The 21,506-nt window shown below is 62.6% G+C and carries 27 protein-coding genes and 1 pseudogene; 11 read left to right on the top strand and 17 right to left on the bottom strand.

Features of this window, described 5'->3' with window-relative positions:
• Nucleotides 1-5: 5 nt before the first annotated feature.
• Nucleotides 6-590, top strand: a complete 585-nt coding sequence (hpf, locus tag NKI20_RS11500; protein WP_352599444.1) for a ribosome hibernation-promoting factor, HPF/YfiA family — start codon at nucleotides 6-8, stop codon at nucleotides 588-590.
• A gap of 104 nt (nucleotides 591-694) precedes the next feature.
• Complete coding sequence (gene ptsN / locus NKI20_RS11495) at nucleotides 695-1,159, top strand: PTS IIA-like nitrogen regulatory protein PtsN (protein WP_013529589.1); 465 nt, start codon at nucleotides 695-697, stop codon at nucleotides 1,157-1,159.
• A 64-nt stretch (nucleotides 1,160-1,223) separates the two neighbouring features.
• Here the strand turns inward: ptsN and NKI20_RS11490 are convergent, their stop codons facing one another.
• Together NKI20_RS11490 and NKI20_RS11485 are read right to left on the bottom strand one after the other, a co-directional pair.
• Nucleotides 1,224-1,478: a BQ00720 family protein gene (locus NKI20_RS11490; RefSeq protein WP_023760740.1), complete on the bottom strand. Its 255-nt coding sequence runs from the start codon at nucleotides 1,476-1,478 to the stop codon at nucleotides 1,224-1,226.
• Between the two features lie 65 nt (nucleotides 1,479-1,543).
• Complete coding sequence (locus tag NKI20_RS11485; protein ID WP_023760739.1) at nucleotides 1,544-1,969, bottom strand: Hsp20 family protein; 426 nt, start codon at nucleotides 1,967-1,969, stop codon at nucleotides 1,544-1,546.
• 316 nt (nucleotides 1,970-2,285) lie between these two features.
• On the opposite strand from NKI20_RS11485, the gene NKI20_RS11480 reads away from it, so the two are divergent.
• Nucleotides 2,286-3,227 carry a nucleoside hydrolase gene (locus NKI20_RS11480; RefSeq protein WP_352830637.1) on the top strand — a complete coding sequence of 314 codons (942 nt, stop codon included), beginning with the start codon at nucleotides 2,286-2,288 and terminating at the stop codon, nucleotides 3,225-3,227.
• A gap of 56 nt (nucleotides 3,228-3,283) precedes the next feature.
• Here NKI20_RS11480 and NKI20_RS11475 read toward each other — a convergent pair whose 3' ends face one another.
• From NKI20_RS11475 to NKI20_RS11440, 8 genes are all read right to left on the bottom strand, one after another.
• Nucleotides 3,284-3,898, bottom strand: a complete 615-nt coding sequence (locus NKI20_RS11475) for a LysE family translocator (protein WP_352599448.1) — start codon at nucleotides 3,896-3,898, stop codon at nucleotides 3,284-3,286.
• Between the two features lie 159 nt (nucleotides 3,899-4,057).
• The gene (locus NKI20_RS11470) at nucleotides 4,058-5,509 is read right to left on the bottom strand and encodes an amidase (RefSeq protein ID WP_352599450.1); all 1,452 of its coding nucleotides are present in this window, start codon (nucleotides 5,507-5,509) and stop codon (nucleotides 4,058-4,060) included.
• Nucleotide 5,510: 1 nt separating this feature from the next.
• Nucleotides 5,511-6,416, bottom strand: coding sequence for a ribokinase (locus tag NKI20_RS11465; protein WP_352599452.1), 906 nt, complete (start codon nucleotides 6,414-6,416; stop codon nucleotides 5,511-5,513).
• A 155-nt stretch (nucleotides 6,417-6,571) separates the two neighbouring features.
• Entirely contained in the window at nucleotides 6,572-7,054 is a 483-nt protein-coding gene (locus NKI20_RS11460) for a hypothetical protein (protein ID WP_023759630.1), read from the bottom strand.
• Nucleotides 7,029-7,541 carry a hypothetical protein gene (locus NKI20_RS11455; protein ID WP_023759631.1) on the bottom strand — a complete coding sequence of 171 codons (513 nt, stop codon included), beginning with the start codon at nucleotides 7,539-7,541 and terminating at the stop codon, nucleotides 7,029-7,031. Before NKI20_RS11455 ends, NKI20_RS11460 begins: the two co-directional genes overlap by 26 nt.
• On the bottom strand, nucleotides 7,508-7,900 hold the full coding sequence (locus NKI20_RS11450) for a hypothetical protein (RefSeq protein WP_352599454.1): 393 nt from the start codon (nucleotides 7,898-7,900) through the stop codon (nucleotides 7,508-7,510). The genes NKI20_RS11455 and NKI20_RS11450 overlap by 34 nt, the downstream gene beginning before the upstream one ends.
• A gap of 22 nt (nucleotides 7,901-7,922) precedes the next feature.
• Nucleotides 7,923-8,393 (bottom strand): hypothetical protein, encoded by a 471-nt coding sequence (locus NKI20_RS11445; RefSeq protein WP_023759633.1) that lies wholly within the window; start codon nucleotides 8,391-8,393, stop codon nucleotides 7,923-7,925.
• Nucleotides 8,394-8,615: 222 nt separating this feature from the next.
• Complete coding sequence (locus NKI20_RS11440) at nucleotides 8,616-9,491, bottom strand: methylated-DNA--[protein]-cysteine S-methyltransferase (RefSeq protein ID WP_352599456.1); 876 nt, start codon at nucleotides 9,489-9,491, stop codon at nucleotides 8,616-8,618.
• Between the two features lie 113 nt (nucleotides 9,492-9,604).
• Between NKI20_RS11440 and NKI20_RS11435 the strand changes: the two are divergent.
• Nucleotides 9,605-9,703 (top strand): annotated as a pseudogene (locus tag NKI20_RS11435) (class I SAM-dependent methyltransferase); the annotation flags it as partial.
• Nucleotides 9,704-9,737: 34 nt separating this feature from the next.
• Here NKI20_RS11435 and NKI20_RS11430 read toward each other — a convergent pair.
• Nucleotides 9,738-10,232 (bottom strand): DUF2244 domain-containing protein, encoded by a 495-nt coding sequence (locus NKI20_RS11430; RefSeq protein ID WP_352599458.1) that lies wholly within the window; start codon nucleotides 10,230-10,232, stop codon nucleotides 9,738-9,740.
• Between the two features lie 22 nt (nucleotides 10,233-10,254).
• On the opposite strand from NKI20_RS11430, the gene nth reads away from it, so the two are divergent.
• Nucleotides 10,255-11,049 (top strand): endonuclease III, encoded by a 795-nt coding sequence (nth, locus tag NKI20_RS11425; RefSeq protein WP_352599460.1) that lies wholly within the window; start codon nucleotides 10,255-10,257, stop codon nucleotides 11,047-11,049.
• Between the two features lie 17 nt (nucleotides 11,050-11,066).
• On the opposite strand, the gene NKI20_RS11420 is transcribed toward nth, so the two are convergent.
• The gene (locus NKI20_RS11420; protein ID WP_352599461.1) at nucleotides 11,067-11,522 is read right to left on the bottom strand and encodes a DUF2214 family protein; all 456 of its coding nucleotides are present in this window, start codon (nucleotides 11,520-11,522) and stop codon (nucleotides 11,067-11,069) included.
• A 198-nt stretch (nucleotides 11,523-11,720) separates the two neighbouring features.
• Here NKI20_RS11420 and NKI20_RS11415 point away from each other — a divergent pair, with 198 nt between their 5' ends.
• Nucleotides 11,721-12,254: a GNAT family N-acetyltransferase gene (locus tag NKI20_RS11415; protein WP_352599463.1), complete on the top strand. Its 534-nt coding sequence runs from the start codon at nucleotides 11,721-11,723 to the stop codon at nucleotides 12,252-12,254.
• A gap of 184 nt (nucleotides 12,255-12,438) precedes the next feature.
• The gene (locus tag NKI20_RS11410) at nucleotides 12,439-13,539 is read left to right on the top strand and encodes an OmpA family protein (protein WP_352830633.1); all 1,101 of its coding nucleotides are present in this window, start codon (nucleotides 12,439-12,441) and stop codon (nucleotides 13,537-13,539) included.
• Nucleotides 13,540-13,692: 153 nt separating this feature from the next.
• Here the strand turns inward: NKI20_RS11410 and NKI20_RS11405 are convergent, their stop codons facing one another.
• Nucleotides 13,693-14,169, bottom strand: a complete 477-nt coding sequence (locus tag NKI20_RS11405) for an NUDIX hydrolase (RefSeq protein WP_352599467.1) — start codon at nucleotides 14,167-14,169, stop codon at nucleotides 13,693-13,695.
• Between the two features lie 126 nt (nucleotides 14,170-14,295).
• Entirely contained in the window at nucleotides 14,296-14,565 is a 270-nt protein-coding gene (locus tag NKI20_RS11400) for a hypothetical protein (protein ID WP_245266640.1), read from the bottom strand.
• Between the two features lie 155 nt (nucleotides 14,566-14,720).
• Between NKI20_RS11400 and NKI20_RS11395 the strand changes: the two genes are divergently transcribed.
• A complete protein-coding gene (locus NKI20_RS11395; protein ID WP_156938556.1) occupies nucleotides 14,721-14,933 on the top strand; it encodes a hypothetical protein in 213 nt (70 codons plus the stop codon).
• On the top strand, nucleotides 14,933-15,508 hold the full coding sequence (locus NKI20_RS11390) for an invasion associated locus B family protein (RefSeq protein ID WP_023759644.1): 576 nt from the start codon (nucleotides 14,933-14,935) through the stop codon (nucleotides 15,506-15,508). Before NKI20_RS11395 ends, NKI20_RS11390 begins: the two co-directional genes overlap by 1 nt.
• 98 nt (nucleotides 15,509-15,606) lie before the next feature.
• Here NKI20_RS11390 and coaBC read toward each other — a convergent pair whose 3' ends face one another.
• The 3 genes from coaBC to ubiE form a co-directional block, all read right to left on the bottom strand.
• A complete protein-coding gene (gene coaBC / locus NKI20_RS11385) occupies nucleotides 15,607-17,076 on the bottom strand; it encodes a bifunctional phosphopantothenoylcysteine decarboxylase/phosphopantothenate--cysteine ligase CoaBC (RefSeq protein ID WP_352830629.1) in 1,470 nt (489 codons plus the stop codon).
• A 93-nt stretch (nucleotides 17,077-17,169) separates the two neighbouring features.
• The gene (gene ubiB / locus NKI20_RS11380) at nucleotides 17,170-18,744 is read right to left on the bottom strand and encodes a 2-polyprenylphenol 6-hydroxylase (protein WP_352830627.1); all 1,575 of its coding nucleotides are present in this window, start codon (nucleotides 18,742-18,744) and stop codon (nucleotides 17,170-17,172) included.
• Nucleotides 18,745-18,814: 70 nt separating this feature from the next.
• The gene (gene ubiE / locus NKI20_RS11375; protein ID WP_352725134.1) at nucleotides 18,815-19,591 is read right to left on the bottom strand and encodes a bifunctional demethylmenaquinone methyltransferase/2-methoxy-6-polyprenyl-1,4-benzoquinol methylase UbiE; all 777 of its coding nucleotides are present in this window, start codon (nucleotides 19,589-19,591) and stop codon (nucleotides 18,815-18,817) included.
• Nucleotides 19,592-19,724: 133 nt separating this feature from the next.
• Here ubiE and NKI20_RS11370 point away from each other — a divergent pair, with 133 nt between their 5' ends.
• Together NKI20_RS11370 and upp are read left to right on the top strand one after the other, a co-directional pair.
• Entirely contained in the window at nucleotides 19,725-20,699 is a 975-nt protein-coding gene (locus NKI20_RS11370) for an adenosine deaminase (protein ID WP_352830625.1), read from the top strand.
• Nucleotides 20,700-20,845: 146 nt separating this feature from the next.
• Nucleotides 20,846-21,475, top strand: a complete 630-nt coding sequence (gene upp, locus NKI20_RS11365; protein WP_023759649.1) for a uracil phosphoribosyltransferase — start codon at nucleotides 20,846-20,848, stop codon at nucleotides 21,473-21,475.
• Nucleotides 21,476-21,506: the final 31 nt, after the last annotated feature.

The raw sequence follows: 21,506 nt of genomic DNA, 5'->3' as shown, positions 1-21,506 counted from the left end.
TTCAGATGAATCTGCGCATATCGGGAAAACACATGGATATCGGCGATGCGTTCCGCACACGCATCAATGATCGTGTCGGCGAAGCGATCGGCAAATATTTCGATCGTGGCTTTGCCGGTCACGTCACGGTCATCAAATCGGGCTCGCGCTATTCGGCGGATTGCATGATCCGGCTGGATTCCGGCGCTTCGCTGCAGGCTACCGGCGATGCCCAGGATCCGACATTGGCCTTCGAGGCCGCGGCGGATCGTCTGGAGACCCGCCTTAGGCGCTACAAGCGGCGGCTGAAGTCGCACAGTTCGGGTGCCGCAAATGGCGAACCGACCGACATTGCCTACACGGTGATGGCGCCGCTTGCGGACGACGACGAGGAAATTCCGGAGAATTTTGCACCGGCTATCGTCGCCGAATCGACCATGACGCTGAAGACCATGTCGGTGGCGTCGGCGGTCATCGAGCTCGACAACAAGGACAGCCCGGTCTTCGTCTTCCGCAATGCCGGAAACGACCATCTCAACATCGTCTATCGCCGGCCCGATGGAAACATCGGCTGGATCGACCCGTTCACGACCAAGGTCGCACAAGCGTGACGACAAGGGTCGCACGGACGTGACGACCACGGTCGCACTGGGATAAGAGCCGGCCGCACGAGGGGTGGGGACTGGTGACGGCAGGCGAACAAGGGATTTCAAGCATGGATCTGAGCGATCTTATCAACGTTCCGGCGATACTGCCGGCGTTGAAGGCGAACTCCAAGAAGCAGCTGCTGCAACTGCTGTCCGAACGGGCAGCGGCGATTTCCGGCATTCCGGAACGGGAGGTGTTCGACACCATCCTGCAGCGTGAACGTCTGGGCTCGACCGGCGTCGGCAACGGCATCGCCATTCCGCACGGCAAGCTGGCCGGCGTGAAGCGCATCGCGGGAGTTTTCGCGCGGCTGGAGACGCCGGTGGATTTCGAGTCGCTCGACGATCAGCCGGTCGACCTGGTGTTCCTGCTGCTGGCGCCGGAAGGTGCCGGGGCCGATCATCTCAAGGCCTTGTCGCGCATCGCGCGGGTGCTGCGCGACGCCGACACTGTGGCCAAGATCAGGGGTACGCGCGACGCCGCGGCAATTCACGCGCTTTTGTCGGACACCCAGGCCTCACACGCGGCCTGAATTCAGGACGAAACCCTCGCAAGGGCCGCCACGGACGGCCCTGCTCGTTTCGATTGGGATCACCTCAGTGAATGGCGACCGTGGTCAGGTCGTTTTCCATGGCGCCGGCCAGTGCACGGTCACGCGCATCGGAAAGCAGGATCGGCTGACCATTGGCGGCAAACAGCGCCCACAGTTCCATGCCGGGCGCGATTTCGCCGAGGTTGGGGAACCGGCCGAGCAATTCGTCGCTCGAGACCTTTCTGAGATAAGCGACCGAGCCCTCGCCGAGATGCGCGAATTCGCCATTGGTCATGGTGATATTTTCAGTTCTGGTCATTTCAAAGCCTCCTTGGCGCGAGGACGCCGCTCAAGGCCATCCCGCATGAGAGCCATCGGTAAAGATTAGTCTTTCACCGATATATTTATTTTCCGTACCAGCCGTTCGGACTCCGGCCGATCGAGATCGATCGACAAAAGGCCGTTCTTCAGCTCCGCCGCGATCACCCGCATGCCGTCGGCTAGCACGAAACAGCGCTGGAACTGGCGCGCGGCGATGCCGCGATGAAGAAATTCGCGCTCGGTGTCGTCAGTCTGACGGCCTCGCACGACCAACTGGTTTTCCTCCGTTGTGACATCGAGATCGCTTTCGGCGAAACCGGCGACCGCCAATGTGATGCGTAACCTTTCGGTCTTGCCGTCGGCGCCGCTGAGGCGTTCGATGTTGTATGGAGGATAGCTGTCACCGGACTTCGCCAAACGTTCCAGGGTCTTTTCCATGGCGTCGAAACCAAGGAGAAGCGGGCTGGAAAAAGGCGTCATTCGGCTCATGTTACACTGTCCTCTCAAGAGCGACATCAAGTGGAAAAACCCAGAGGGCATTTTTCCCGATGGCCTTGATATGGTCCGCCCCGCGACCAAGTTCAAGCCGTCAATAGACCCGCCCAAAAAGACCAGGTCGTGGACTCACAGGAATGATCGGCATGGCGCTTGAAACGGCGAGCAGATGCAGGGAGAAGCGCGCAGGCCGGGATTGTCTTCCCAGGTCGAGCGGTTCGACGTGGCAGCTCGCGGCCGCTTCGGCGTCGTTTGGATGTTTCGATCAGATCCATTCAAAGTCCATGGCCTCGCCAAACAAGGAATTGAAATGCCCCAATCACGCAAGATCATCATCGACACGGATCCCGGCCAGGATGATGCCGTCGCCATTTTGCTGGCGCTCGGCAGCTCCGAGCTGGAGATCGTCGGCATCACCGCCGTTGCCGGCAACGTGCCGCTGAAACTTACCGAAAAGAGTGCCCGCAAGATCTGCGAGCTGGCTGGCCGCCCGGATATCAAGGTCTATGCCGGCGCTATCCGACCGCTGATGCGCGAACTGGTCACCGCCGAGGAAGTGCATGGCAAAACCGGTCTCAATGGCCCGCAACTCCCCGAACCGACGATGAAGCTGCAGGACCAGTATGCGGTCGATTTCATCGTCGAGACGCTGATGAAGGAAGAGAGCGGCACGATCACGCTTTGCCCGCTCGGTCCGCTGACCAACATTGCGCTGGCGCTGATCCGCGAGCCGCGCATCGCACCGCGCATCAAGGAAATCGTGCTGATGGGGGGCGGCTTCTTCGAAGGGGGCAACGTCACGCCGGCCGCCGAATTCAACATCTATGTCGATCCGCATGCCGCCGATGTCGTGCTTAAATCCGGCATTCCGATCGTGATGATGCCGCTCGACGTCACCCACAAGGCGCTGACCACCGCCAAGCGCACGCAGACTTTCCGTGCGCTCGGCACAAAGGTCGGCACCGCAACCGCGGAAATGCTGGAATTCTTCGAGCGCTTCGACGAGGAGAAATACGGCACCGATGGCGGACCCCTGCACGACCCCTGCGTCATCGCTTATCTTCTGAAGCCTGAACTCTTCAGGGGTCGCAACTGCAATGTCAGCGTGGAAACCGCCTCGGAACTGACCATGGGCATGACCGTGATCGACTGGTGGGGCGTCACCAAACGGCCGAAGAACGCCATGGTGATGCGCGACATCGACCATGATGGGTTTTTCGCCCTGCTGGTGGAGAGATTGGGGCGGCTTTAGGGCCCTCTTTGCCTTCTCCCCTTATGGGACCCACAAGGGGAGAAGGTGAGGCGGTCCTACTTCGACCGTGAGAACGCCAGCCACAGGCCGCCACCGACCATGAAGCTGCCGCTGATCCTGGACATGAGCTTGATGCGGCTGGCCGATAGCAGGCGTCCGGCGCGGCCGGCGGCCAGCGCATAGGTCGAATCCGACATGGCCGCGAAGATCATGGCGGTGAGGCCCATGACGGCGATCTGCAGCGAATAGTTGCCTTGTGGCGAAATGAACTGCGGAAAGAAGGCGCCGAAGAAAATCAGCGTCTTGGGGTTGCTGAGCGCCACCAGCAGACCCTGCAGGAAGAAGCCCCCGCGCGGCTTCTTGGCGGTCCCGTCAGCGTTCAACTTGCCCTTTGAGCGGAACATCTGGACACCCATCCAGATCAGATAGGCGGCGCCGATCAGCCGCACCCATTCGAACCAGTGGCCCATGCCCGAAATCAGCGTGTTAAGGCCGATGCCGACGATGGCGATCATCACGGCAAGCCCGGCCTGCGTGCCGGCGACATTGGCGAGACCGGCGCGGGTGCCATGGCGGATGCTGTTGGCGATGATCAGCGTGACCGTCGGACCGGGCACCAGGATGATGACGATGCAAGCGACGACATAGGCGGCGTAGAGTTCGAGCGACATGATTTTTCCCTGTTTGTTGGAGCATGATCTTTTCCGAAAACCGGTTCCCACTTTTCGGGATCATGCTCTAGGAATGCCGCCGATGCGGCGCAGCTGAGGATAATCAATGCATGGCAGCGCTGACGGTGCAAGCCGGTGCGCGAAACGCCGCGATGCTGCTCAGGCGCCGGCCTGCCAGGGCATCGTTGCCTCGTAGGCCGCCGCCGCCTTAAGCACGGCGAGATCGCCGCGCGGCCGGCCGATCAACTGCATGCCCATCGGCCGGCCCTTGTCGTCGAAGCCGACCGGCACGTTGACCGCCGGGCAGCCGCCCAGCGTGGCGAACGCCGATACCTGCATCCAGCGGTGGTAGCTGTCCATCGCGCGTCCGGCGACCTCACGGGGCCAATGCGTGCTTACATCGAACGGGAAGACCTGCGCGGTCGGCAGCGCAATGAGATCATAGCGGTCGAAGAGCGACAGCAGCGTTCGATGCCAGGAGGTGCGGATGACGGAGGCGGCGCGGATCTGCGGCGCCGTCAGCCGTATCGCGTTCTCCACTTCCCAGATGGCTTCGGGCTTGAGCAGGCGGCGTTTCGCGGGGTCGTCATAGTGTGTCTTGAGCGCACAGCCGCTGCTGGCTTGCCGCAGCGTCACGAAGGCCTGCCACAACGCTTCGAAATCGAAATCCGGCAGCAGGGGTTCGCTGGGGAAGGACGCATCCGCAAAGCGGCCAAGTGCTGCCTCGCACAGGCTGAGGATGCCGAGTTCGACCGGCAGATAACCGCCGAGGTCACCAAACCAGGCGATGCGGCCGCCAGTCGCTTTTGCTGCAAGCCCTCCGAGGAATGACGTCGGTTTCTCATAGGACAAAGGCGCCTGCGGATGGTAGCCCGCCTGCACATCGAGCAGCAACGCCATGTCGCGAACGCTGCGGCCCATCGGTCCGTCGACGCCCATCTGCGCATGAAAGACCTCGAAGTCCGGTCCGCCGGGAACAAGTCCCTGTGACGGGCGGAAGCCAAAGACATTGTTCCAGGCGGCCGGGTTGCGCAGCGAGCCGCCAAAATCGCTGCCATCGGCGACCGGCACCATGTCGAGCGCCAGCGCCACCGCCGCGCCGCCGCTCGAGCCGCCGGCTGTCAGGGCCGGATCGAAGGCGTTGAGCGTCGGCCCGAACACGGTGTTGTAGGTGTTGGAGCCAAGCCCGAATTCGGGGACGTTGGTCTTGCCGATGATGATGGCGCCGGCGTCGCGGATGCGTTCGACGAAGAAATCGTCGTCTTGCGGCACGAAGTCAGCGAAGATCGGCGAGCCGAAGGAGGTTCTGAGGCCCGTGGTCGAGGCGAGGTCCTTGATGGCGATAGGCAGGCCGAACAGCGCCCCGGTTTCGACACCTGCTTGCCGCCGGGCATCGGCCGCATCGGCTTCGCGCAGGATGTCGCCGCGATCGCGCAAAGAGACGATGGCGTTGACGAGCGGATTGACCGCCTCGATGCGGTCGAGGAATGCCGTGACCACCTCGCGCGCGGAAAGTGTCTTCCGGCGGATCGCGTCGGCGAGCTCGATGGCGGACAGGCGGCAGATGTCACCGGCCGGCGTCACGGCATGCTTTGTCCGAGGGCGCAGCATCTCAACGGGTTTCCTGCAGCGCCTGATCGACATCCTTGGCCAGCGGGATCGCCGGCTGAGCGCCCGGCTTCAGGCAAGCTAGCGAGCCGGCCGCGCCGGCGCGCGCCAGTGCCTGTTCGAGCGTAAGGCCGGACGACAGACCGGCGGCGAAATAGCCGCAGAACGTGTCGCCGGCACCGACCGTGTCGACAGGCGTGATCTTCAGTGCCGGAACGGTCAGGAAGTCGCTTGGCGTCGCCGCCATCACGCCGTCGCCGCCAAGCGTGACGACGATGGTGCGGCCGGTTTTCCCGGCAAAGTCGCGCATGCGCGCCGCCCGGTCGCGGCCTTGCAGTGACAGTGCTTCGCCATAGAGATCGAATTCGGTCTCGTTGGCGACGGCATAGTCCGCCTTGCCGAGAAAGCCGGCTGCTTCGCCCTGGAAGGGTGCTGTGTTGAGCACGGTGACGGCCCCGGCCGCTCTTGCCTGGTCGAGGGCGGCTGCGACGGTCGCCAGCGGAATTTCATGCTGCAGCAGCACGACATCGCCCTGTTTGAAAAAGGCCTTTGAGAGATCGCCGGGCACCACAGACGCGTTGGCGCCCGGTATCACGGCGATGATGTTCTCGCCGTCGTCGCCGACCATGATCAGCGCCGTGCCAGTCGAGGCGTGGGTCTCGGCGACGCCGGACAGGTCGACCTTGCCGTCGCGCAGCAGCGCCAGCGCGTCGGCAGCGAAGCTGTCCTTGCCGACGGCTCCCACCATGCGCACCGAGGCGCCGGCGCGCGCGGCGGCCAGCGCCTGGTTGGCGCCCTTGCCGCCGGGCGCGGTGGTGAAGGCCGAGCCGGCCACCGTCTCGCCGGGGCGCGGCAGGCGGTCGACATTGGCGATAAGGTCGAGGTTTATCGAGCCGATGACGATAATCAAGCAAGGCCTCCTGGCAGTACAAATTCAAAGTGTCGGAGCGTCCTCGTTGGTCCGCGCGGGCGAAGGTCGTTTCCAATCGTGCGCGAAAGCTAACCTGTAAGGCCGCAGCTTGCCAGACCGCGCGAAGGGTCCGCCTCGATTTGATGCGTCATGGCCTATTCACAGCGCACAGTGACCGCTCCCTGATAGTTGCCGGCGGGAAAGATACCGCTCGACTTGGTGGCGGTGAGGTCGACCTGCATGGTGTGAGTGCCGTTGACGACCCGTTGCGGCGCACTTCCGTTGATGTCGACCCCCGAGCCATCGAGGCGGAAGACTGAGGCGAAGGTCACGTTGGTGTCGCCGCCGCTCGGTGCGGACGTGAATGCGGCCGGCGCCGGCGCCGAAACCGAATAGCAGTCCAGCAGATTGAGCAAGGAGCACAGCAGTGAGTTTGCCACGATGGTGGCGCTGGCGCTGGATCCACCCGCCTGTTTGGAGCCCAGTATGCCGATAGCGGGATTTGCGGTCATTGTTCCCGACGTCCCGACCATGATGGTGCAGGTGCCGGTGATCGCCGCTTGCACCGGAAGGCAGAAGCCGGCAAATGCTGCCATCGCAAGCAGCGCACGGTTATTTCTTCTTCTTTTTCTTGCCATCGCCGTTTCCGGTCCTGATGCTCCAGCCTTCGTTTGCCCATCCGGGTGATGCGGCCGCGGGAGCGCTGGCGGCCACGCTCGCCGTCTGGCCGTCGGCGCCAAGGCCCATCTTCAGCAGTTTCAGTTCCAGTTGCAGGCGGTCGACCTCGAGTTCGTAGAGCCGGCTGCAGTCGACGCGCTTCGGCGTACGCCCGATCGGGATCACAACCCGGCCATAGGTGGCAACGCTGTTGTCCGACTGACTGTTACCTCTGATGACGCCGAGATCAACATAGGCGCCGGTGCCGGAGACTGCGGAACGGCAAGTGGTGCCGTCCGCGGCATGGACCTCGTCCTGGCCCTGGGGCAAGGTGACGCCGGGCAGGTTGAAACCGCTCTCGTTCTGGTTGAGGTTGTAGACATCCTCGGCCACCGCAGGCGAGATGCCCGCCGAAGCAGCCGCGAGCGCGACTATCAGGATTTGCGGCGCCCAAAGAACTTTCCGCATATCTGTGCCCTTATCTGCGTCTGTTGATTGGGGAAGGGGATGCTTTCGGTACAGATACGCACTTTACGCTCGGGGGCACCGTCGAAAGGCACGACCACAAGGACAGGACGTGAAGCCTGCGAAGCCAATTGGAAGACTTTCGGAGAGATCCTGGCGTCTACTGGCTGAAAATCCTGATCGTAGACGTGGATTTCGACCCGGATCTTCCGGTCATAGGGATTGGCGGGGAAAATGCGGACAGCGAAGGCGTCACTGAAGCTGTTGACCTCGCCACGCATCGGCGACATCGACTGGGCTTCGGCGGCAATGGGTGCCAATCCGACGGCCAGTGCCGTCGTCAGGATTCGAACATGTTTCAAGGACCCCTCCATCGCTACGGCGTCATTCGCAGCGCAGCGTTACCGTTGCCTGATAGTTGCCGGAGGCGAAGCGGTTGCTGCCACCCTTGGTGCCGGCGAGATTGACCGAGACGAGGTCGGCGCCGGGTGTTCCGATGCTGGTGGCCGAGCCGGTTTCAACGATAGAATGCGTGCCCGCAGCGGAGTAGGTCGGTGTCCAGGTCGTCGACGTTACGTCCGCCGAAGGTACCGTCGTCGTGGTGACCGGATCGACGCTGAGCGACACGCCTCCGGTTGTCGTCAGCGTCACGGTTCCGGCAGAACCGCCGCTGTTGTGAGAGCTGAGTGACTGCAGGTCGGGGCTGACTGTCATCGTGCCATTGGTGGCAATGACAAGCGTGCAGGTTGGCGTGATCGTGCCGTTGAAAATGACATTTTGCGTCGTGGCCAATACGGGTTGGTCAAGACAGGCAAACAGCATTGCTGCGCCGAGGGCGGCGCGAAACCATGTCATCGAGACCTCCTATCAATTCGGATCGCCCGAATTAATAGGGGTCATCATCACTTTGTCGTAGTTAATTTTGAGTTAACTGAAATAAATGCTAAAAACAACAAACAGGAAAACCGGAGGTTGCTCCCGGTTGCAAGAAATAAAATTGACGCGGATATCGCACTTATACTTGGCAATTTATCAGTATCTATATATCTCTCCGGCAAAGCTCGAAAAATCGATATTTCACGACATCTGTCCCGCTTCCCAGCCCAGGATAGCGCGCTTGCGCGTCAATCCCCAGTGATAGCCGGTGAGGTCGCCGGATTTGCCGATAGCGCGGTGGCAGGGAACCACGAAAGAGAGCGGGTTGGCGCCGTTCGCCGCACCGACCGCACGGCTGGCGGATGGCGCACCGATGCTGGCGGCAATCGAGGAATAGGTGCGCGCCTTGCCCATCGGAATCTTGAGCAGCGCCTCCCAGACGCGAACCTGGAAGTCGGTGCCGATCATGACGACATGCAGCGGCTGGTCGGGACGCCACAGCGTCGGGTCGAAGATGCGCGCGGCATAGGGGCCGGTGGCTGCCATGTCCTCGACGTAGATGGCGTTCGGCCAGCGGCTGGACATGTCGGCGAAGGCGGCACGTTCCTCGCCGGGGTCGCTGAAGGCGAGGCCGGCAAGCCCGCGGTCGGTGGCCATGATCAGGGCCGTGCCGAACGGCGAGGAATGGTAGCCGTAGCGGATGGTGAGCCCGGCGCCGCGCGTCTTGTAGTCGCCCGGCGACATCGCCTCGTGGGTGACGAAAAGGTCATGCAGCCGGCCAGGGCCCGACATGCCCAATTCGAACGAGGTTTCAAGCAGCGGCATGCCTGAATCGAGCAGCCTGCGGGCATGATCCAATGTCACCGCCTGCAGGAAGGCCTTGGGCGACAGGCCGGCCCAGCGGGTGAAGAGCTTTTGCAGGCCGGTCGGCGTCTCGCCGACCTCCTCTGCCAGCTCTTCTAGGGAAGGCTGATCGCGATAGTCGAGGCTGATCTTCTCTATGGCGCGGCGCACGATTTCGTAGTCGCTACCTTCAGGCGTGATGTCCTTTTTGAGGACCGCTGTGTGTGTGCTCATGGACTATCTCCTTGAGCCGGAATATCGCCCCTTGGGGCGGTGACCGCCACCCGAAACTTGCCTTCTGGCCGCGCATACCCAGATCGACTCGGATTTTGAGCCAGGAGTCGCTCATGGCTGGCGAAAAAGTAGCTCTCACCGGGGCCAAGGAAACCTTGCTGATTACGCTCTACGCCAAGGCGCTGGAGAGCCGGATGCCGGATTCGCTGCTCGGGGAAAGCGCGCAACGCTTTCCCCGGAGTTGCTTTAGCGCGCCTTGGCTGTGGCCAGCGCGCGTGAAAAGGCAGTGGCAAAGCTTTCTCGGGAGTCCGGGTCCAGGAAAGATCCGATCGGCACGTTCTGGCCTTGGCCTTCCACCGTCATCCTTGTGATGCCGATCTCGGCATGACGGGCGATTGAAAACCGCGTCCAGAACGGATTGAAGCGATGCGCTTCCGATCTACCGGATGGTGCCGTCTTGCGGATGTCGAGGCTGGTGCGCGAAACCGACACTTCCTCGCGTGCACGGGCGGCACGGTAGTTGAGGCGAAAGGCGATGTAGACACCGGCCACGTCGAGGCCGAAGAATCCGAACACCGGCCAGGCGCCGCGCGACAGGAAAAACGCGCCTGTCACCAGCCAGCCGAACAGCAGCGCGCCCATCAGGATGAAGAAGCCTGTCCGGCCCAGCGACCGGTGCGGGGTCAGCAGGGCGCGAAAGAATGGTTCGTCGGCCTGAAACGAGGCGTTTGTGTCGCTCATGGCAGGATATTATAGGAGGGAAATGGCGAGCCCCAAGTCCAAAGATTCTTCCATGTCCAAAAAAGAATTGCTGCCCGGCCGGCGCGAGGGGTCGAACGCCAAGCCGCGCCCGAAGCCGGTGCGGCGCACTTCGCGCTACAGCCCGGCGGAAGTGCACGAGATATTCCGGCGCTTTTCGATCCAGCGGCCGGAGCCGAAGGGTGAGCTCGAACATGTCAATGCGTTCACGCTGCTGGTCGCGGTGGTGCTGTCGGCGCAAGCAACCGACGCCGGTGTCAACAAGGCGACGCGGGCGCTGTTCAGGGCCGCCGATACGCCGCAGAAGATGCTGGCACTGGGCGAAGCCAAGGTCGGCGAGCATATCCGCACCGTCGGGCTCTGGCGCAACAAGGCCAAGAATGTGATTGCGCTGTCGCAGGCGTTGATCCGCGACCATGGCGGCGAGGTGCCCAACGAGCGCGATGAATTGGTCAAGCTGCCCGGCGTCGGGCGCAAGACCGCCAATGTCGTGCTCAACATGGCCTTCGGCCAGCACACGATGGCGGTCGACACCCATATTTTACGCCTCGGCAACCGGCTCGGGCTGGCCCCTGGCAATACGCCGGAACAGGTCGAGCAGGGGCTGCTCAAGATCATCCCGGACGAATATATGCGGCACGCGCATCACTGGCTGATCCTGCATGGCCGCTATGTCTGCAAGGCGCGCAAGCCGGATTGCCCAGCCTGCATCATCGCCGACATCTGCAAGGCAGAGGTAAAGACGACCGATGTGCCGGCACCGCTGGTCGAACTCGCGCCGCTCGCATTAACGGCATAACTCCCCAAACGGCGATTCTAATAGCCGTAGCCGCGCGCCATCGCCGCCGCGAAGACCGGGATGAGCAGGAAGATGAAGGCCTCGGCGCGGATGTAGCTCTTCACGGACACAAGCTCGGCCGCCGGCACCTGGAACGAGGGACTGGCGCTCGCCTGTCTGTTCCAGGAAACAAAGCGGATCGTCGGGATGATCGACAACAGGCCGACGACGGCAAACGCCGTCATCTTGGCCCAGAACACCCAGTTGTAAACGTAGAATTCCCAGCCCTTGAGGCCATAGAACACACGGCCGATGCCGACGACGATGATAAGCACGGCGATGATGCCATAGTGGCGGTCGATGCCTGCGAGCCGCTTGAGCGTCGCGGCGGCCAGATCGCCACGGGTCAGTACGAATTCGGCGCCGATGATCCCCGCCAGCGAAAACACCAGCACATGATGGGCAATGGCAAGCACAAGATCGGTGGTGTCCATGCTCTATCCCTTGGTTTGACGGCACCGCCGCGCCTAAAAGGGGAGGCGTCGGCAGGTGCTGAATCAGCCTGCGGTCAAAGTAACACCGTCGCGCGAAAATCCCAGCAGCGGCGCGTGGATGATGGCCCGTATCGCCCCTGGCCCTTGCACCGCGCCGGCTATTTGCTAAGCGCTGACTATCCGTGCGAGACAGATCTCATGAACAATCCACAAGCGACCAGCGCTCCGGTCATCGAGACGAAGCGAACCATCCTGCGAGCGCACCGGCTGGGCGATTTCGACACCTATGCCGCGATGTGGACCGAGCCCGTCGTCACCCGTTTCATCGGAGGCAAGCCGCGCACGCGCGAAGAGAGCTGGATGCGCTTCCTGCGTCACGCCGGCCTGTGGTCGTTGCTCGGCTACGGTTTCTGGGCAATCGAGGAGAAGGCGACGGGCCGTTTCATCGGCGAGGCCGGCTTTCACGATCTGAAGCGCGATATGGAGCCGTCCATCGAAGGCATTCCCGAGGCCGGCTGGGCGCTGGTTCCGACTGTTCACGGAGCAGGCTTCGCCACCGAGGTGGCAGGCCGCGTGCTGGCATGGGGCGAAGAGGCGTTCGGGCGGGCGAAGACCGTCTGCATCATCGATCCGGAGAACGCCGCTTCGCTGAGGGTTGCGGCAAAGTGCGGCTACCGGGAAGTGGTGCAGACCACTTACCATAACGCCCCGACCATCCTGCTGGCGCGGTGACCTTAGCGTCAGAGTCAGACCTCAGGTCGAATCGACCTGAGGTCTGAATCTGACGCTAAAGGGATAGAGCATGATGTCGCCCGAAAAACCGCTTCGCACTTTTCGGCATCATGCTCTCGGCGGCGTCATCGACTGGACATACCCGGTCTGCTAGCATCGATCATAGTGCGAAGGGGGATGATCGATGCGTGCATTCAAGACGATAGCCATGGTGTTTTTCTGGGCGGGGTTTGTTCTCGTGCTGACATTGCGGTTGGCCGCTGCCGACGCGACGGTGCCGACGGCCGATATCAAGGGCGCCGCCGACAACCATCTCGCCAAGCGCTACGAGGGCTCATTCATCGTCTCTTATGAGAAACTAGCCTTCACCGATTTCAGCGTGCCGCTGTCGCCACTTAAGCCGAGCGCCGACCCGGACGCGCGTGATGCGATGAACAATCGTGTCTTCGCACCTGACAAGAAGGCCGAGGTCGAAGGCGCCCTGACCCGCATTGCCTATGTGCTGCCGGCCGAGCGCTCGCCGCTCGAAGTGTTGCGCAACTATCAGGATGTGATTGCAGCAGCTGGCGGCGAAATCCTGTTCGAATGCAAGAAGGAGGAATGCGGCGGCGCTGCCGACCGTTCGTCGAGTGGCGGCGGTGGCGATATGAGCCTGACGATGTATTCCTTTCATGAGAGCGATCTGAAGGATGCAGCCTTCTCCAATGGCGCCTGCGCACTGACCTCCGGCATCAATGACCAGCGTTATTTCTCGGCCAAGGTGCCGCAGGAAGGCGGCGACGCCTATGTGACCGTGCAGACCTATTCGATGACCGGCGATCTCTACTGCAAGGAGCTCAACGGCCGCACCATAGCGATTGTCCAGGTGCTGGAACCCAAGGCACGCGACAAGAAGATGCTGGTCATCGAGGCGGCCAAGATGGCGGATTCCCTTTCCGCCACCGGCAGCATTTCGCTCTACGGCATCTTCTTCGACACCGACAAGGCCGACATCAAGCCGGAGTCGGAACCAACACTGAAGGAAATTTCGACGCTGCTGGCCAACGAGCCGAAGATGGCCGTGATCGTCGTCGGCCACACCGACAACCAGGGCGCCTTCGACTACAATCTCGACCTCTCGTCGCGACGGGCACAAGCGGTCAAGGCAGCGCTAGTGGCGAAATACGGCATCGACGGGGCGCGGCTCACCGCGGCCGGCGCCGGCATGATGGCGCCTGTCGCCAGCAATGATGACGACGCGGGCCGCGCCAAGAACCGCCGAGTGGTTCTGGTCAAGTTGAACTGAGCGAGCCTTACCAACGAGAAGCGCGTTCTACGACAGCGCGTCCGCCGCGAGGCTCGCCTGCTCGAGCATGGAGGCGTCCGCGCGAAGGCGCGGGTGGCGCGGGCGGCGGCCGACAAGTGAGGCTCGGAGCTCTTTGCTCGGGGCCTGATTGATCTAGGCCTGATCGACCGCCACGGGCTGGGGGACCTTCAAGGTTTTCACCAGCGTCGAAAGGTCGGGTTCATCGATGAGCATGGCTGCGTCGGCCGGCGTCAGCCAGGCCCGCTGGCGTCGTTTTGCTTCCTGCCAGTCGCCCAGTTCCTCGGTCACTTCAAGCAGGTAGACGATGACGTCGACGCGGACAAAGCGGTTGGCCAGCCGCTTCCAGTAGGAATAGATGCCCGCCGGCTGCTTCAGCGTCTTGCCGAGCACGCCAGCTTCCTCCTGCGCCTCGATGGTCGCCGCCTTGCGTCCGTTCTTGCCTTTCATAGGCCATCCCTTGGGGACGATGAAGCGCCTGGTGGTTCGCGACGTGACTAGCATGACCTCGATATCGCCGCGCGCGTTCAGCCGAAAGGGAATAGCCGCCACCTGGCGGATCCTGTCGCCCTTCTTTGCCTTGCGGACGGCCTTTTTCTTGGGGGCTGCCATTCGTCATCCAGTCGATGCAATGCCGCATAGCCGCGACCAGGCATCGTTGCAAACCAAACATTTCGCTTGTGCCGCAGGGCACTCCGAATACATAAGTCGGCTAAATAAACGAAAAACGACTGGATGTCAGCGGCAATTGCGCACCGCGGTGGTGCCGATTATCTGCGTCTGGCAGCTTGGATTGAGTTGCTGCACCATCGGTGGCGGTTGCTGAACGATCTGGCGGTCCTGGGCGCGATACTGCTGCTGTTGCTGCTGGAATTGTTGGCGCTGTATCCTGTTTTCCAGAATTTGCAGGTCGTTCTGCCGAATCAACGCGTTGTCGCCGGCGGCGGAATCGATGGCTTGCGCGAAAGTGGGCAGGCAAGCGCCCACCAGCATTGCCGTGGCCAGCATTGCCGACCTGAAAATCATTGATGGTCGAAGTGCTAACATCCATTCATTCCCGCGCAAAAATCCTCGCCTTAATATAGGGCATCTGCCCGGCCGTGCCATATCCAGGCGCCGTTCCAAGCGACATCGGCTTGTCGACCGTTGGGTGACCCCGCTCGGTGGCGGAGAATCTGCCCGGCAACCCCGCATTGCACTTGACGGAGGCCGTCGATTCGCCGCTCTATCGGGTCGGCGTCAGCCTTGTGCTGGATGCGTCAATGGTGGCCGTCGGGTATGATGGCGCCTTCGGCGAAACGGTTAAACAGAACGCGATCAGCGCGTCTCTCAAGGTCAGCTTCTGGCCCGAGGCGGAGCCGGGCGGGAGGACTTGATGAGGAAGTACGCGTATCTCATGGCGATGCTGGGTGTTGCCTGTGCCATCGGCGTGCCGGCCGCGGCGGCGCAGACCAAGGGCGACAAGGTGGCGGCGCCGCCCGCCGCCGATGCGCCGCAGTTGCCTGGTGGAGCGTCCGCCCTGTCCGAAACCCATGGCGACTGGACCGTCAATTGCCAGATATCAGGCACGACCAAGATCTGCAGTCTGTCGCATCAGCAATTCAACAAGCAAACCAACCAGCGCCTGCTGGCGATCGAGCTGTCGAGCAAGACCGGCGAGGACGCCACGGGAACGCTTGCACTGCCGTTCGGGCTGGCGTTGGCCAAGGGGGTCAGTCTGTCCATCGACGACCAGAAGCTGGACGGCACCCTGGCATTCAACACCTGCCAGGTCGTCGGATGTCTGGTGCCGGTGGCGCTCGATGCGACGGTCACGCCGCTGCTGAAGTCAGGCACCACACTGAAGATCGATGCCTTCGCGGCCGACACCGGACAGGCGGTGAGCTTTTCCATTCCGCTCAACGGCTTCGCCGGCGCGCTTGCCCGAACCGCGGAGCTTTTGACCAATTGACCGCAAAGGTCATGTGGAGCCGCAGGACCTGAAGCGCGGCGCTTGAAGGCGGTGCGTCGCCGCAGCAGAACGCAGTGGCCGGACGTCTTCGCGTCGGCTCAAACGACGATCGTTTTCAGCCTTTCGGCGATCAGGGCGGCGAGCCGCGCCGCCACTTCGTCCTTGCTCATCTCGGGCCATTCCTCGACGCCGGACTTCGATACGATCCGCACCCGATTGCGATCGCCGCCCATCACGCCTGAAGGGCCAACGCCGCTGGACTGCGACACGTCGTTGGCAACGATGAAATCGGCACCTTTCTTCCGCAGCTTGGCCTCGGCGTTGCGCAAGAGATCCTGTGTCTCGGCGGCGAAGCCGATCACAAGGCCGGGTCGCTGGCTGTGATGCCCAATCCCGGCGAGAATGTCGGGGTTCTCGATCATGCGCAGCACCGGCGGCCCTTCGCCCGCAACCTTCTTGATCTTCTCACCGGCCGAATTTTCGCTGCGCCAGTCGGCAACCGCGGCGACGAACACCGCCGCGTCGGCGGGCAGGAGTTGTTCGACCGCATCGCGCATCTCTTGCGCTCGTTCGACATGGATGGTCTTGACACCGGCGGGATCGGCAATGCCGACCGGGCCGGAGACGAGACGGACATCGGCGCCGAGTCTCGCCAGTGCCGCGGCGATGGCATGGCCCTGCTTGCCGGAGGAACGGTTGGCGATATAGCGCACCGGGTCGATAGGCTCATGCGTCGGGCCGGAGGTGACGATGATCTTGCGCCCCGACAGCGGCTTGGGGCCGACATCGAGCAGCGCCTCGATGGCGGCGACGATCTCCAGCGGCTCGGCCATGCGGCCTTCGCCCGCCTCGTTGCTTTCGGCCATCTCGCCCTTGGCCGGGCCGACGAAGGCAATGCCGTCCTTCTGCAGCGTCGCTCGGTTGCGGCGGGTGGCCGGATGCGCCCACATCCTGGGGTTCATGGCAGGCGCCATCAACACAGGCTTGTCGGTGGCGATGAGCACGGTGGAGGCAAGATCGTTGGCGTGGCCATTGGCAAGCTTGGCCATAAGGTCGGCGGTGGCGGGAGCCACCACCAGCAGATCGGCCTCGCGCGACAGCCTGATATGACCGACATCGTGCTCGTCCTGGCGGTCGAACAGGTCGGCGAAGACATGATCGGCGGAGAGCGCGCCGACCGACAGCGTGGTAACGAATTCCTGTGCAGCGGATGTCATAACCACCCGAACCGCAGCCCCACGCTCGCGCAGCCGACGTATCAGATCGAGCGCCTTATAGGCGGCGATGCCGCCGCCGATGATGAGCAGGATGCGCTTGCCGGAGAGACCGTGCTGCAGCCTCTTGCCTGCCGGTGCGTTAGCGGGGACCGCCGCTCCGTGCGCGCTGGTCAGTTCGCGCAGCGTCTTCTCGATCTGGTCGATGCGACCCACCGGGCCGATCTGCCCATCAACGGCGGCACGGATCATCACCCGTGCCTGTTCTTCCATGGAGCGATCGTTCTCCGCCGCCAACCGGCGCAGCAGCCCCTTGACCTCATCGTCTAGGTTGCGGATCGTGATGCTGGCCATGTGATTGCACTCGGCTGAGATGGGCGAATGCAATGATAGCAATGCAATCAAATTGGCGCAAATTGCAGCCTCGGAGTCCGAAGCGACTAAGTACTAGACGATCTTCCAAGCGATATAGACCAGCGCCAGCGCGATCACCCACAGCGCCAGACGGCCGGAGCGGCTGTAATGCGCCTCGGCCTTGCCGATGGCGCGCGCGGTGGTCTCGTCGAAGCGCAGGCCGTGCTCGGCCATCAGATCGATCTCGCGCGACAGGCGATCGGTGCGCGCCGCAAGCTCGGGCGCCTGGCGGGCGAGCGTCAGCAGCGCCTTGGCGCCGTCGCGCGCATCGAGCATCATGCCGCGCGGCCCGAGGTTACCGGCGATCCAGCCGCTTACCACCGGTTCGGCCGTCTTCCACATGTTGAAGGCCGGGTCGAGCGTGCGCGCGACACCTTCGACCACCACCATGGTCTTCTGCAGCAGGATCAGTTCCGGCCGCGTCGCCATGTCGAAGAGTTCGGTCACCTCGAATAGCAGCGTCAAAAGCTTGGCCATCGAAATGGTCTCGGCCGGCTGGCCATGGATCGGCTCACCGATCGCCCGGATCGCTTGCGCGAAGGCCGCGACATTGTGCTGGCGCGGCACGTAGCCGGCCTCGAAATGCACCTCGGCGACGCGCAGATAGTCGCGCACGATGAAGCCGTAGAGGATTTCGGCGAGGAACCGGCGCTCCTTCTTGCCGAGGCGTCCGGCAATGCCGAGATCGACGGCGACGATGGTGCCGTTTGCCTCGACGAAGAGGTTGCCCGGATGCATGTCGGCATGGAAGAAGCCGTCACGCAACGTGTGGCGCAGGAACGACTGGATAAGGTTGGCGGCGATCGCCTTCAGGTCATGGCCGGCGGCTTCGAGGCCAGCAATGTCGTTCATCTTGACGCCGTCGACCCATTCCATCGTCAGCACATCGCGGCCGGTGCGCTCCCAGTCGACAGATGGCACACGAAAGCCGGGGTCGTTCCTGGTGCTTTCGCCGAGCTCGGAAAGCGCGGCCGCCTCGAGGCGAAGATCCATCTCGATCTTGGTGGTCTGCGCCAGCGTCTCGGTGACCTCGACCGGCCGCAGACGACGGGACGACGCGATGTATTTTTCCTGCAGGCGGGCGGCGAGGAAATAGCTTTCGAGATCCTGGAAGAAGCGGCGGCGCACGCCCGGCCGAATCACCTTGACCGCCACCTTGGTGGCAACGCCGTCATGGACCGCGTCGGCGGCATGGACCTGGGCGATGGAGGCGGCAGCGACCGGATCACCAAACTGCGAATAGAGATCGCCGATCTTGCGCCCGAGCGAAGCCTCGATAGCCGCGATAGCCTCGACCTTCGGGAAGGTGTGCATCTTGTCCTGCAACATGGCGAGATCGAGAGCCATGTCGTTGCCGACAACGTCGGGCCGTGTCGCCAGGAACTGGCCGAGCTTGACATAGGACGGTCCGAGCCGGACAACCGCCTTGGCCAGCCGGTCGCTGCGCTCATAGGCAAGCGCGCGGCGGCGGGTGAACAGCCGCGCCAGTCGCCAGCCGAATTTCGGCAGGCCGGACAGTTCCTCGCCTGGCAAGGCGGCAACGACGCCCTCGCGCATAAGCACCCAGCCGGCGCGCATAAGCCGAAATCCAGCGCCGGCGGTGCTCATGGCCGCGCTCGTCCTGCCGGCTCTTCGAACCGGCACAGCGCATATCGAATGTGAGAAATGCGCCCCGGCCTCAAAGCTTCCAGCCCGAATGAAGCGCGGCAATACCGCCGGAATAGTTGCGGAAGGAAACGCGATCGAAGCCGGCGCGGGAAATCATCGTCGCGAAATTCTGCTGGTTGGGAAACCTGGCGATCGATTCGACCAGATAGGAATAGGGCTCGCCGTCGCCGGTCACCATCCTGCCGATCTTCGGAATGGCGTTGAATGACCAGGCTTCGTAGACCTTGTCGAGCAGCGGCATCTCGACTTCGGAAAATTCAAGGCACAGGAATCGCCCGCCCGGCTTCAACACCCGAAACGCTTCGCTGAGCGCGACATCGATGCGCGGCACGTTGCGAATGCCGAAAGCGATGGTGTAGGCGTCGAATGAGGCGTCAGGGAAGGGCAGTTCCTCGGCATTGGCCTCGACGAAATCGGTGTTGCCGGACAGGCCTTTCTTTTCGGCGCGATCGCGGCCGACGGCCAGCATCGAGCCATTGATGTCGAGCACCGTGACATGGGCATTGCCGTGGCTGGCATCGACGATGCGAAAGGCGATGTCGCCGGTGCCGCCGGCAACGTCGAGCACGCGCCAGCCGATCCTTTTTGGAGGATTGAGCCATGTCACCATGGCATCCTTCCACAGCCGGTGAAGGCCGGCCGACATCAGATCGTTCATCAGGTCGTAGCGGTTGGCGACCTTGTGGAAAACATCGTTGACCAGAGACTGCTTGTCGCCAGCCCCTACACGCTTGAAACCATAGGAGGTTTCCATGCCGCCCGCGGCCGTGGTTCTCTCAACTGACATTTTTTTGATCCGTCATAAAACCGGCGGGACCATAGCCGATCGATAGTGTGGGCGCTATTGTTTAAGGCGCGGTGTTCAGCCGCGCTTCCAGGTGGCGGTTTTCGAGACCTGGACTGACCGACGGGATGATTGAATGCCTTTGAAAGCGGAACTGCACTGCCACATCGAAGGGGCAGCGTCGCCAGAGCTCGTCATCCGCCAAGCGCAGATATACGGCAAGGACACCTCGCCCTATATCCAGAACGGTTCGTTCGTCTGGCACGATTTCACGTCCTTCCTCGCCGCTTACGACTTTTCGTCCGATCTGTTCCGGACCGAGGAGGACTATGCGCGGCTGGCCGATCATTATCTGACCAGCCTTGCCCGCGACGGGGCTATCTATTCCGAGATATTCACCTCGCCGGACCATGCAAGGAAGGCCGGGCTTTCGCCCAAGGCCTATACCGACGCGCTTGGCGAAGGCATGGCGCGTGCCAAGGCAAAGACCGGCATCGAGGGCCGCATGATCGTCACCGGCGTGCGCCATGTCGGCGTCGAGTCGATCGAACAGGCGGCGCGTTTCGCGGCGCGCTGCGAGCACCCGCTGGTCACCGGTTTCGGCGTCGCCGGAGATGAGCGCATCGGCGAGATGGATGACTATGTCAGGGCTTTCGAGATCGCGCGCGAGGCTGGGCTCGGCATCACCATCCATGCCGGCGAACTGACGGGCTGGGAGACTGTCCAGGCGGCGCTCGATCACATCCGTCCCTCTCGCATCGGCCACGGCGTGCGTGCCATCGAGAATCCGGACCTTGTCCGGCGCATTGCCGACGAGGGCGTCGTGCTCGAATGCTGCCCCGGCTCCAACGTCGCGCTCAAGGTGTTCGACAGTTTTGCCGACCATCCGTTTCCGGCGCTGCAGGCGGCCGGCTGCAAGGTGACACTCAATTCCGACGATCCGCCCTATTTCTGGACCTCGCTGAAGCGCGAATACGACATCGCGGCCGAGCATTTCGCGATGAGCGAAAAGGCGCTGGTCGCCGTTACCCGGACCGCCATCGAAGCTGCTTTCGTCGACAAAAAAACCAAGTCAGCACTTCTTGCCAGGTTAAACAGCGCGGCACGCTGATTTCTGCCGACAAAACTGTGGTCGGGTTAGGCCAGGCGGTTCCTTGGCCGCCGCATTGTCGCTAGGGTTCGCTCAAACAGCTTGAAGCGCGGCGCGTCTCACAAGGACCATGCGCGCACTTTCGGGCGCAGCATCAGGAGAGCACCATGCAGGGCGTCACCGTCATCGATCATCCGCTTGTCCAGCACAAGCTGACAATCATGCGCAAGAAGGAGACCTCGACGGCCGGCTTCCGCCGGCTGCTGCGCGAAATCTCGCTGCTGCTTGGCTACGAGGTCACCCGCAACCTCGAACTGACGACGACGACGATCGAAACGCCGATGGAAACGATGGAGGCGCCGACGCTGGAGGGCAAGAAGCTGGTCTTCGCCTCGGTGCTGCGCGCCGGCAACGGCTTGCTGGAAGGCCTGCTCGACCTGGTGCCGGCGGCCCGCGTCGCCCATGTCGGTCTCTATCGCGATCACGAAACGCTGGAAGCGGTGGAATATTTCTTCAAGGCGCCGAGCGACCTCGCCGACCGTTTGGTGATCGTCGTCGATCCGATGCTGGCAACCGCCAATTCGGCGATCGCGGCGATCGACAAGCTGAAGGAGCGCGGCGCCACCAATATCCGCTTCCTTTGCCTGCTGGCGGCGCCCGAAGGCATCGAGCGCTTCACCAAGGCGCATCCGGACGTTCCCGTCTTCACGGCTTCCATCGACCGCCAGCTCAACGAGAAGGGCTACATCATGCCCGGCCTCGGCGATGCCGGCGACCGCATGTACGGGACCAAGTAGTACCCGGCAACTTGCCTGGTGCGATTTACCG

The organism is Mesorhizobium sp. M0830, assembly GCF_040319965.1.
GTDB lineage: Bacteria > Pseudomonadota > Alphaproteobacteria > Rhizobiales > Rhizobiaceae > Mesorhizobium.
The sequence above is the reverse complement of the archived record's forward strand: the minus strand, read 5'-3'. Positions and strand labels throughout refer to the sequence as shown.

Coding starts and splice junctions, on each gene's coding strand:
- hpf (WP_352599444.1), top strand. CDS start 6: ATGAATCTGCGCATATCGGGAAAACACATGGATATCGGCGATGCGTTC.
- ptsN (WP_013529589.1), top strand. CDS start 695: ATGGATCTGAGCGATCTTATCAACGTTCCGGCGATACTGCCGGCGTTG.
- NKI20_RS11490 (WP_023760740.1), bottom strand. CDS start 1,478: ATGACCAGAACTGAAAATATCACCATGACCAATGGCGAATTCGCGCAT.
- NKI20_RS11485 (WP_023760739.1), bottom strand. CDS start 1,969: ATGAGCCGAATGACGCCTTTTTCCAGCCCGCTTCTCCTTGGTTTCGAC.
- NKI20_RS11480 (WP_352830637.1), top strand. CDS start 2,286: ATGCCCCAATCACGCAAGATCATCATCGACACGGATCCCGGCCAGGAT.
- NKI20_RS11475 (WP_352599448.1), bottom strand. CDS start 3,898: ATGTCGCTCGAACTCTACGCCGCCTATGTCGTCGCTTGCATCGTCATC.
- NKI20_RS11470 (WP_352599450.1), bottom strand. CDS start 5,509: ATGCTGCGCCCTCGGACAAAGCATGCCGTGACGCCGGCCGGTGACATC.
- NKI20_RS11460 (WP_023759630.1), bottom strand. CDS start 7,054: ATGGCAAGAAAAAGAAGAAGAAATAACCGTGCGCTGCTTGCGATGGCA.
- NKI20_RS11455 (WP_023759631.1), bottom strand. CDS start 7,541: ATGCGGAAAGTTCTTTGGGCGCCGCAAATCCTGATAGTCGCGCTCGCG.
- NKI20_RS11445 (WP_023759633.1), bottom strand. CDS start 8,393: ATGACATGGTTTCGCGCCGCCCTCGGCGCAGCAATGCTGTTTGCCTGT.
- NKI20_RS11440 (WP_352599456.1), bottom strand. CDS start 9,491: ATGAGCACACACACAGCGGTCCTCAAAAAGGACATCACGCCTGAAGGT.
- NKI20_RS11430 (WP_352599458.1), bottom strand. CDS start 10,232: ATGAGCGACACAAACGCCTCGTTTCAGGCCGACGAACCATTCTTTCGC.
- nth (WP_352599460.1), top strand. CDS start 10,255: ATGGCGAGCCCCAAGTCCAAAGATTCTTCCATGTCCAAAAAAGAATTG.
- NKI20_RS11420 (WP_352599461.1), bottom strand. CDS start 11,522: ATGGACACCACCGATCTTGTGCTTGCCATTGCCCATCATGTGCTGGTG.
- NKI20_RS11415 (WP_352599463.1), top strand. CDS start 11,721: ATGAACAATCCACAAGCGACCAGCGCTCCGGTCATCGAGACGAAGCGA.
- NKI20_RS11410 (WP_352830633.1), top strand. CDS start 12,439: ATGCGTGCATTCAAGACGATAGCCATGGTGTTTTTCTGGGCGGGGTTT.
- NKI20_RS11405 (WP_352599467.1), bottom strand. CDS start 14,169: ATGGCAGCCCCCAAGAAAAAGGCCGTCCGCAAGGCAAAGAAGGGCGAC.
- NKI20_RS11400 (WP_245266640.1), bottom strand. CDS start 14,565: ATGCTGGCCACGGCAATGCTGGTGGGCGCTTGCCTGCCCACTTTCGCG.
- NKI20_RS11390 (WP_023759644.1), top strand. CDS start 14,933: ATGAGGAAGTACGCGTATCTCATGGCGATGCTGGGTGTTGCCTGTGCC.
- coaBC (WP_352830629.1), bottom strand. CDS start 17,076: ATGGCCAGCATCACGATCCGCAACCTAGACGATGAGGTCAAGGGGCTG.
- ubiB (WP_352830627.1), bottom strand. CDS start 18,744: ATGAGCACCGCCGGCGCTGGATTTCGGCTTATGCGCGCCGGCTGGGTG.
- ubiE (WP_352725134.1), bottom strand. CDS start 19,591: ATGTCAGTTGAGAGAACCACGGCCGCGGGCGGCATGGAAACCTCCTAT.
- NKI20_RS11370 (WP_352830625.1), top strand. CDS start 19,725: ATGCCTTTGAAAGCGGAACTGCACTGCCACATCGAAGGGGCAGCGTCG.
- upp (WP_023759649.1), top strand. CDS start 20,846: ATGCAGGGCGTCACCGTCATCGATCATCCGCTTGTCCAGCACAAGCTG.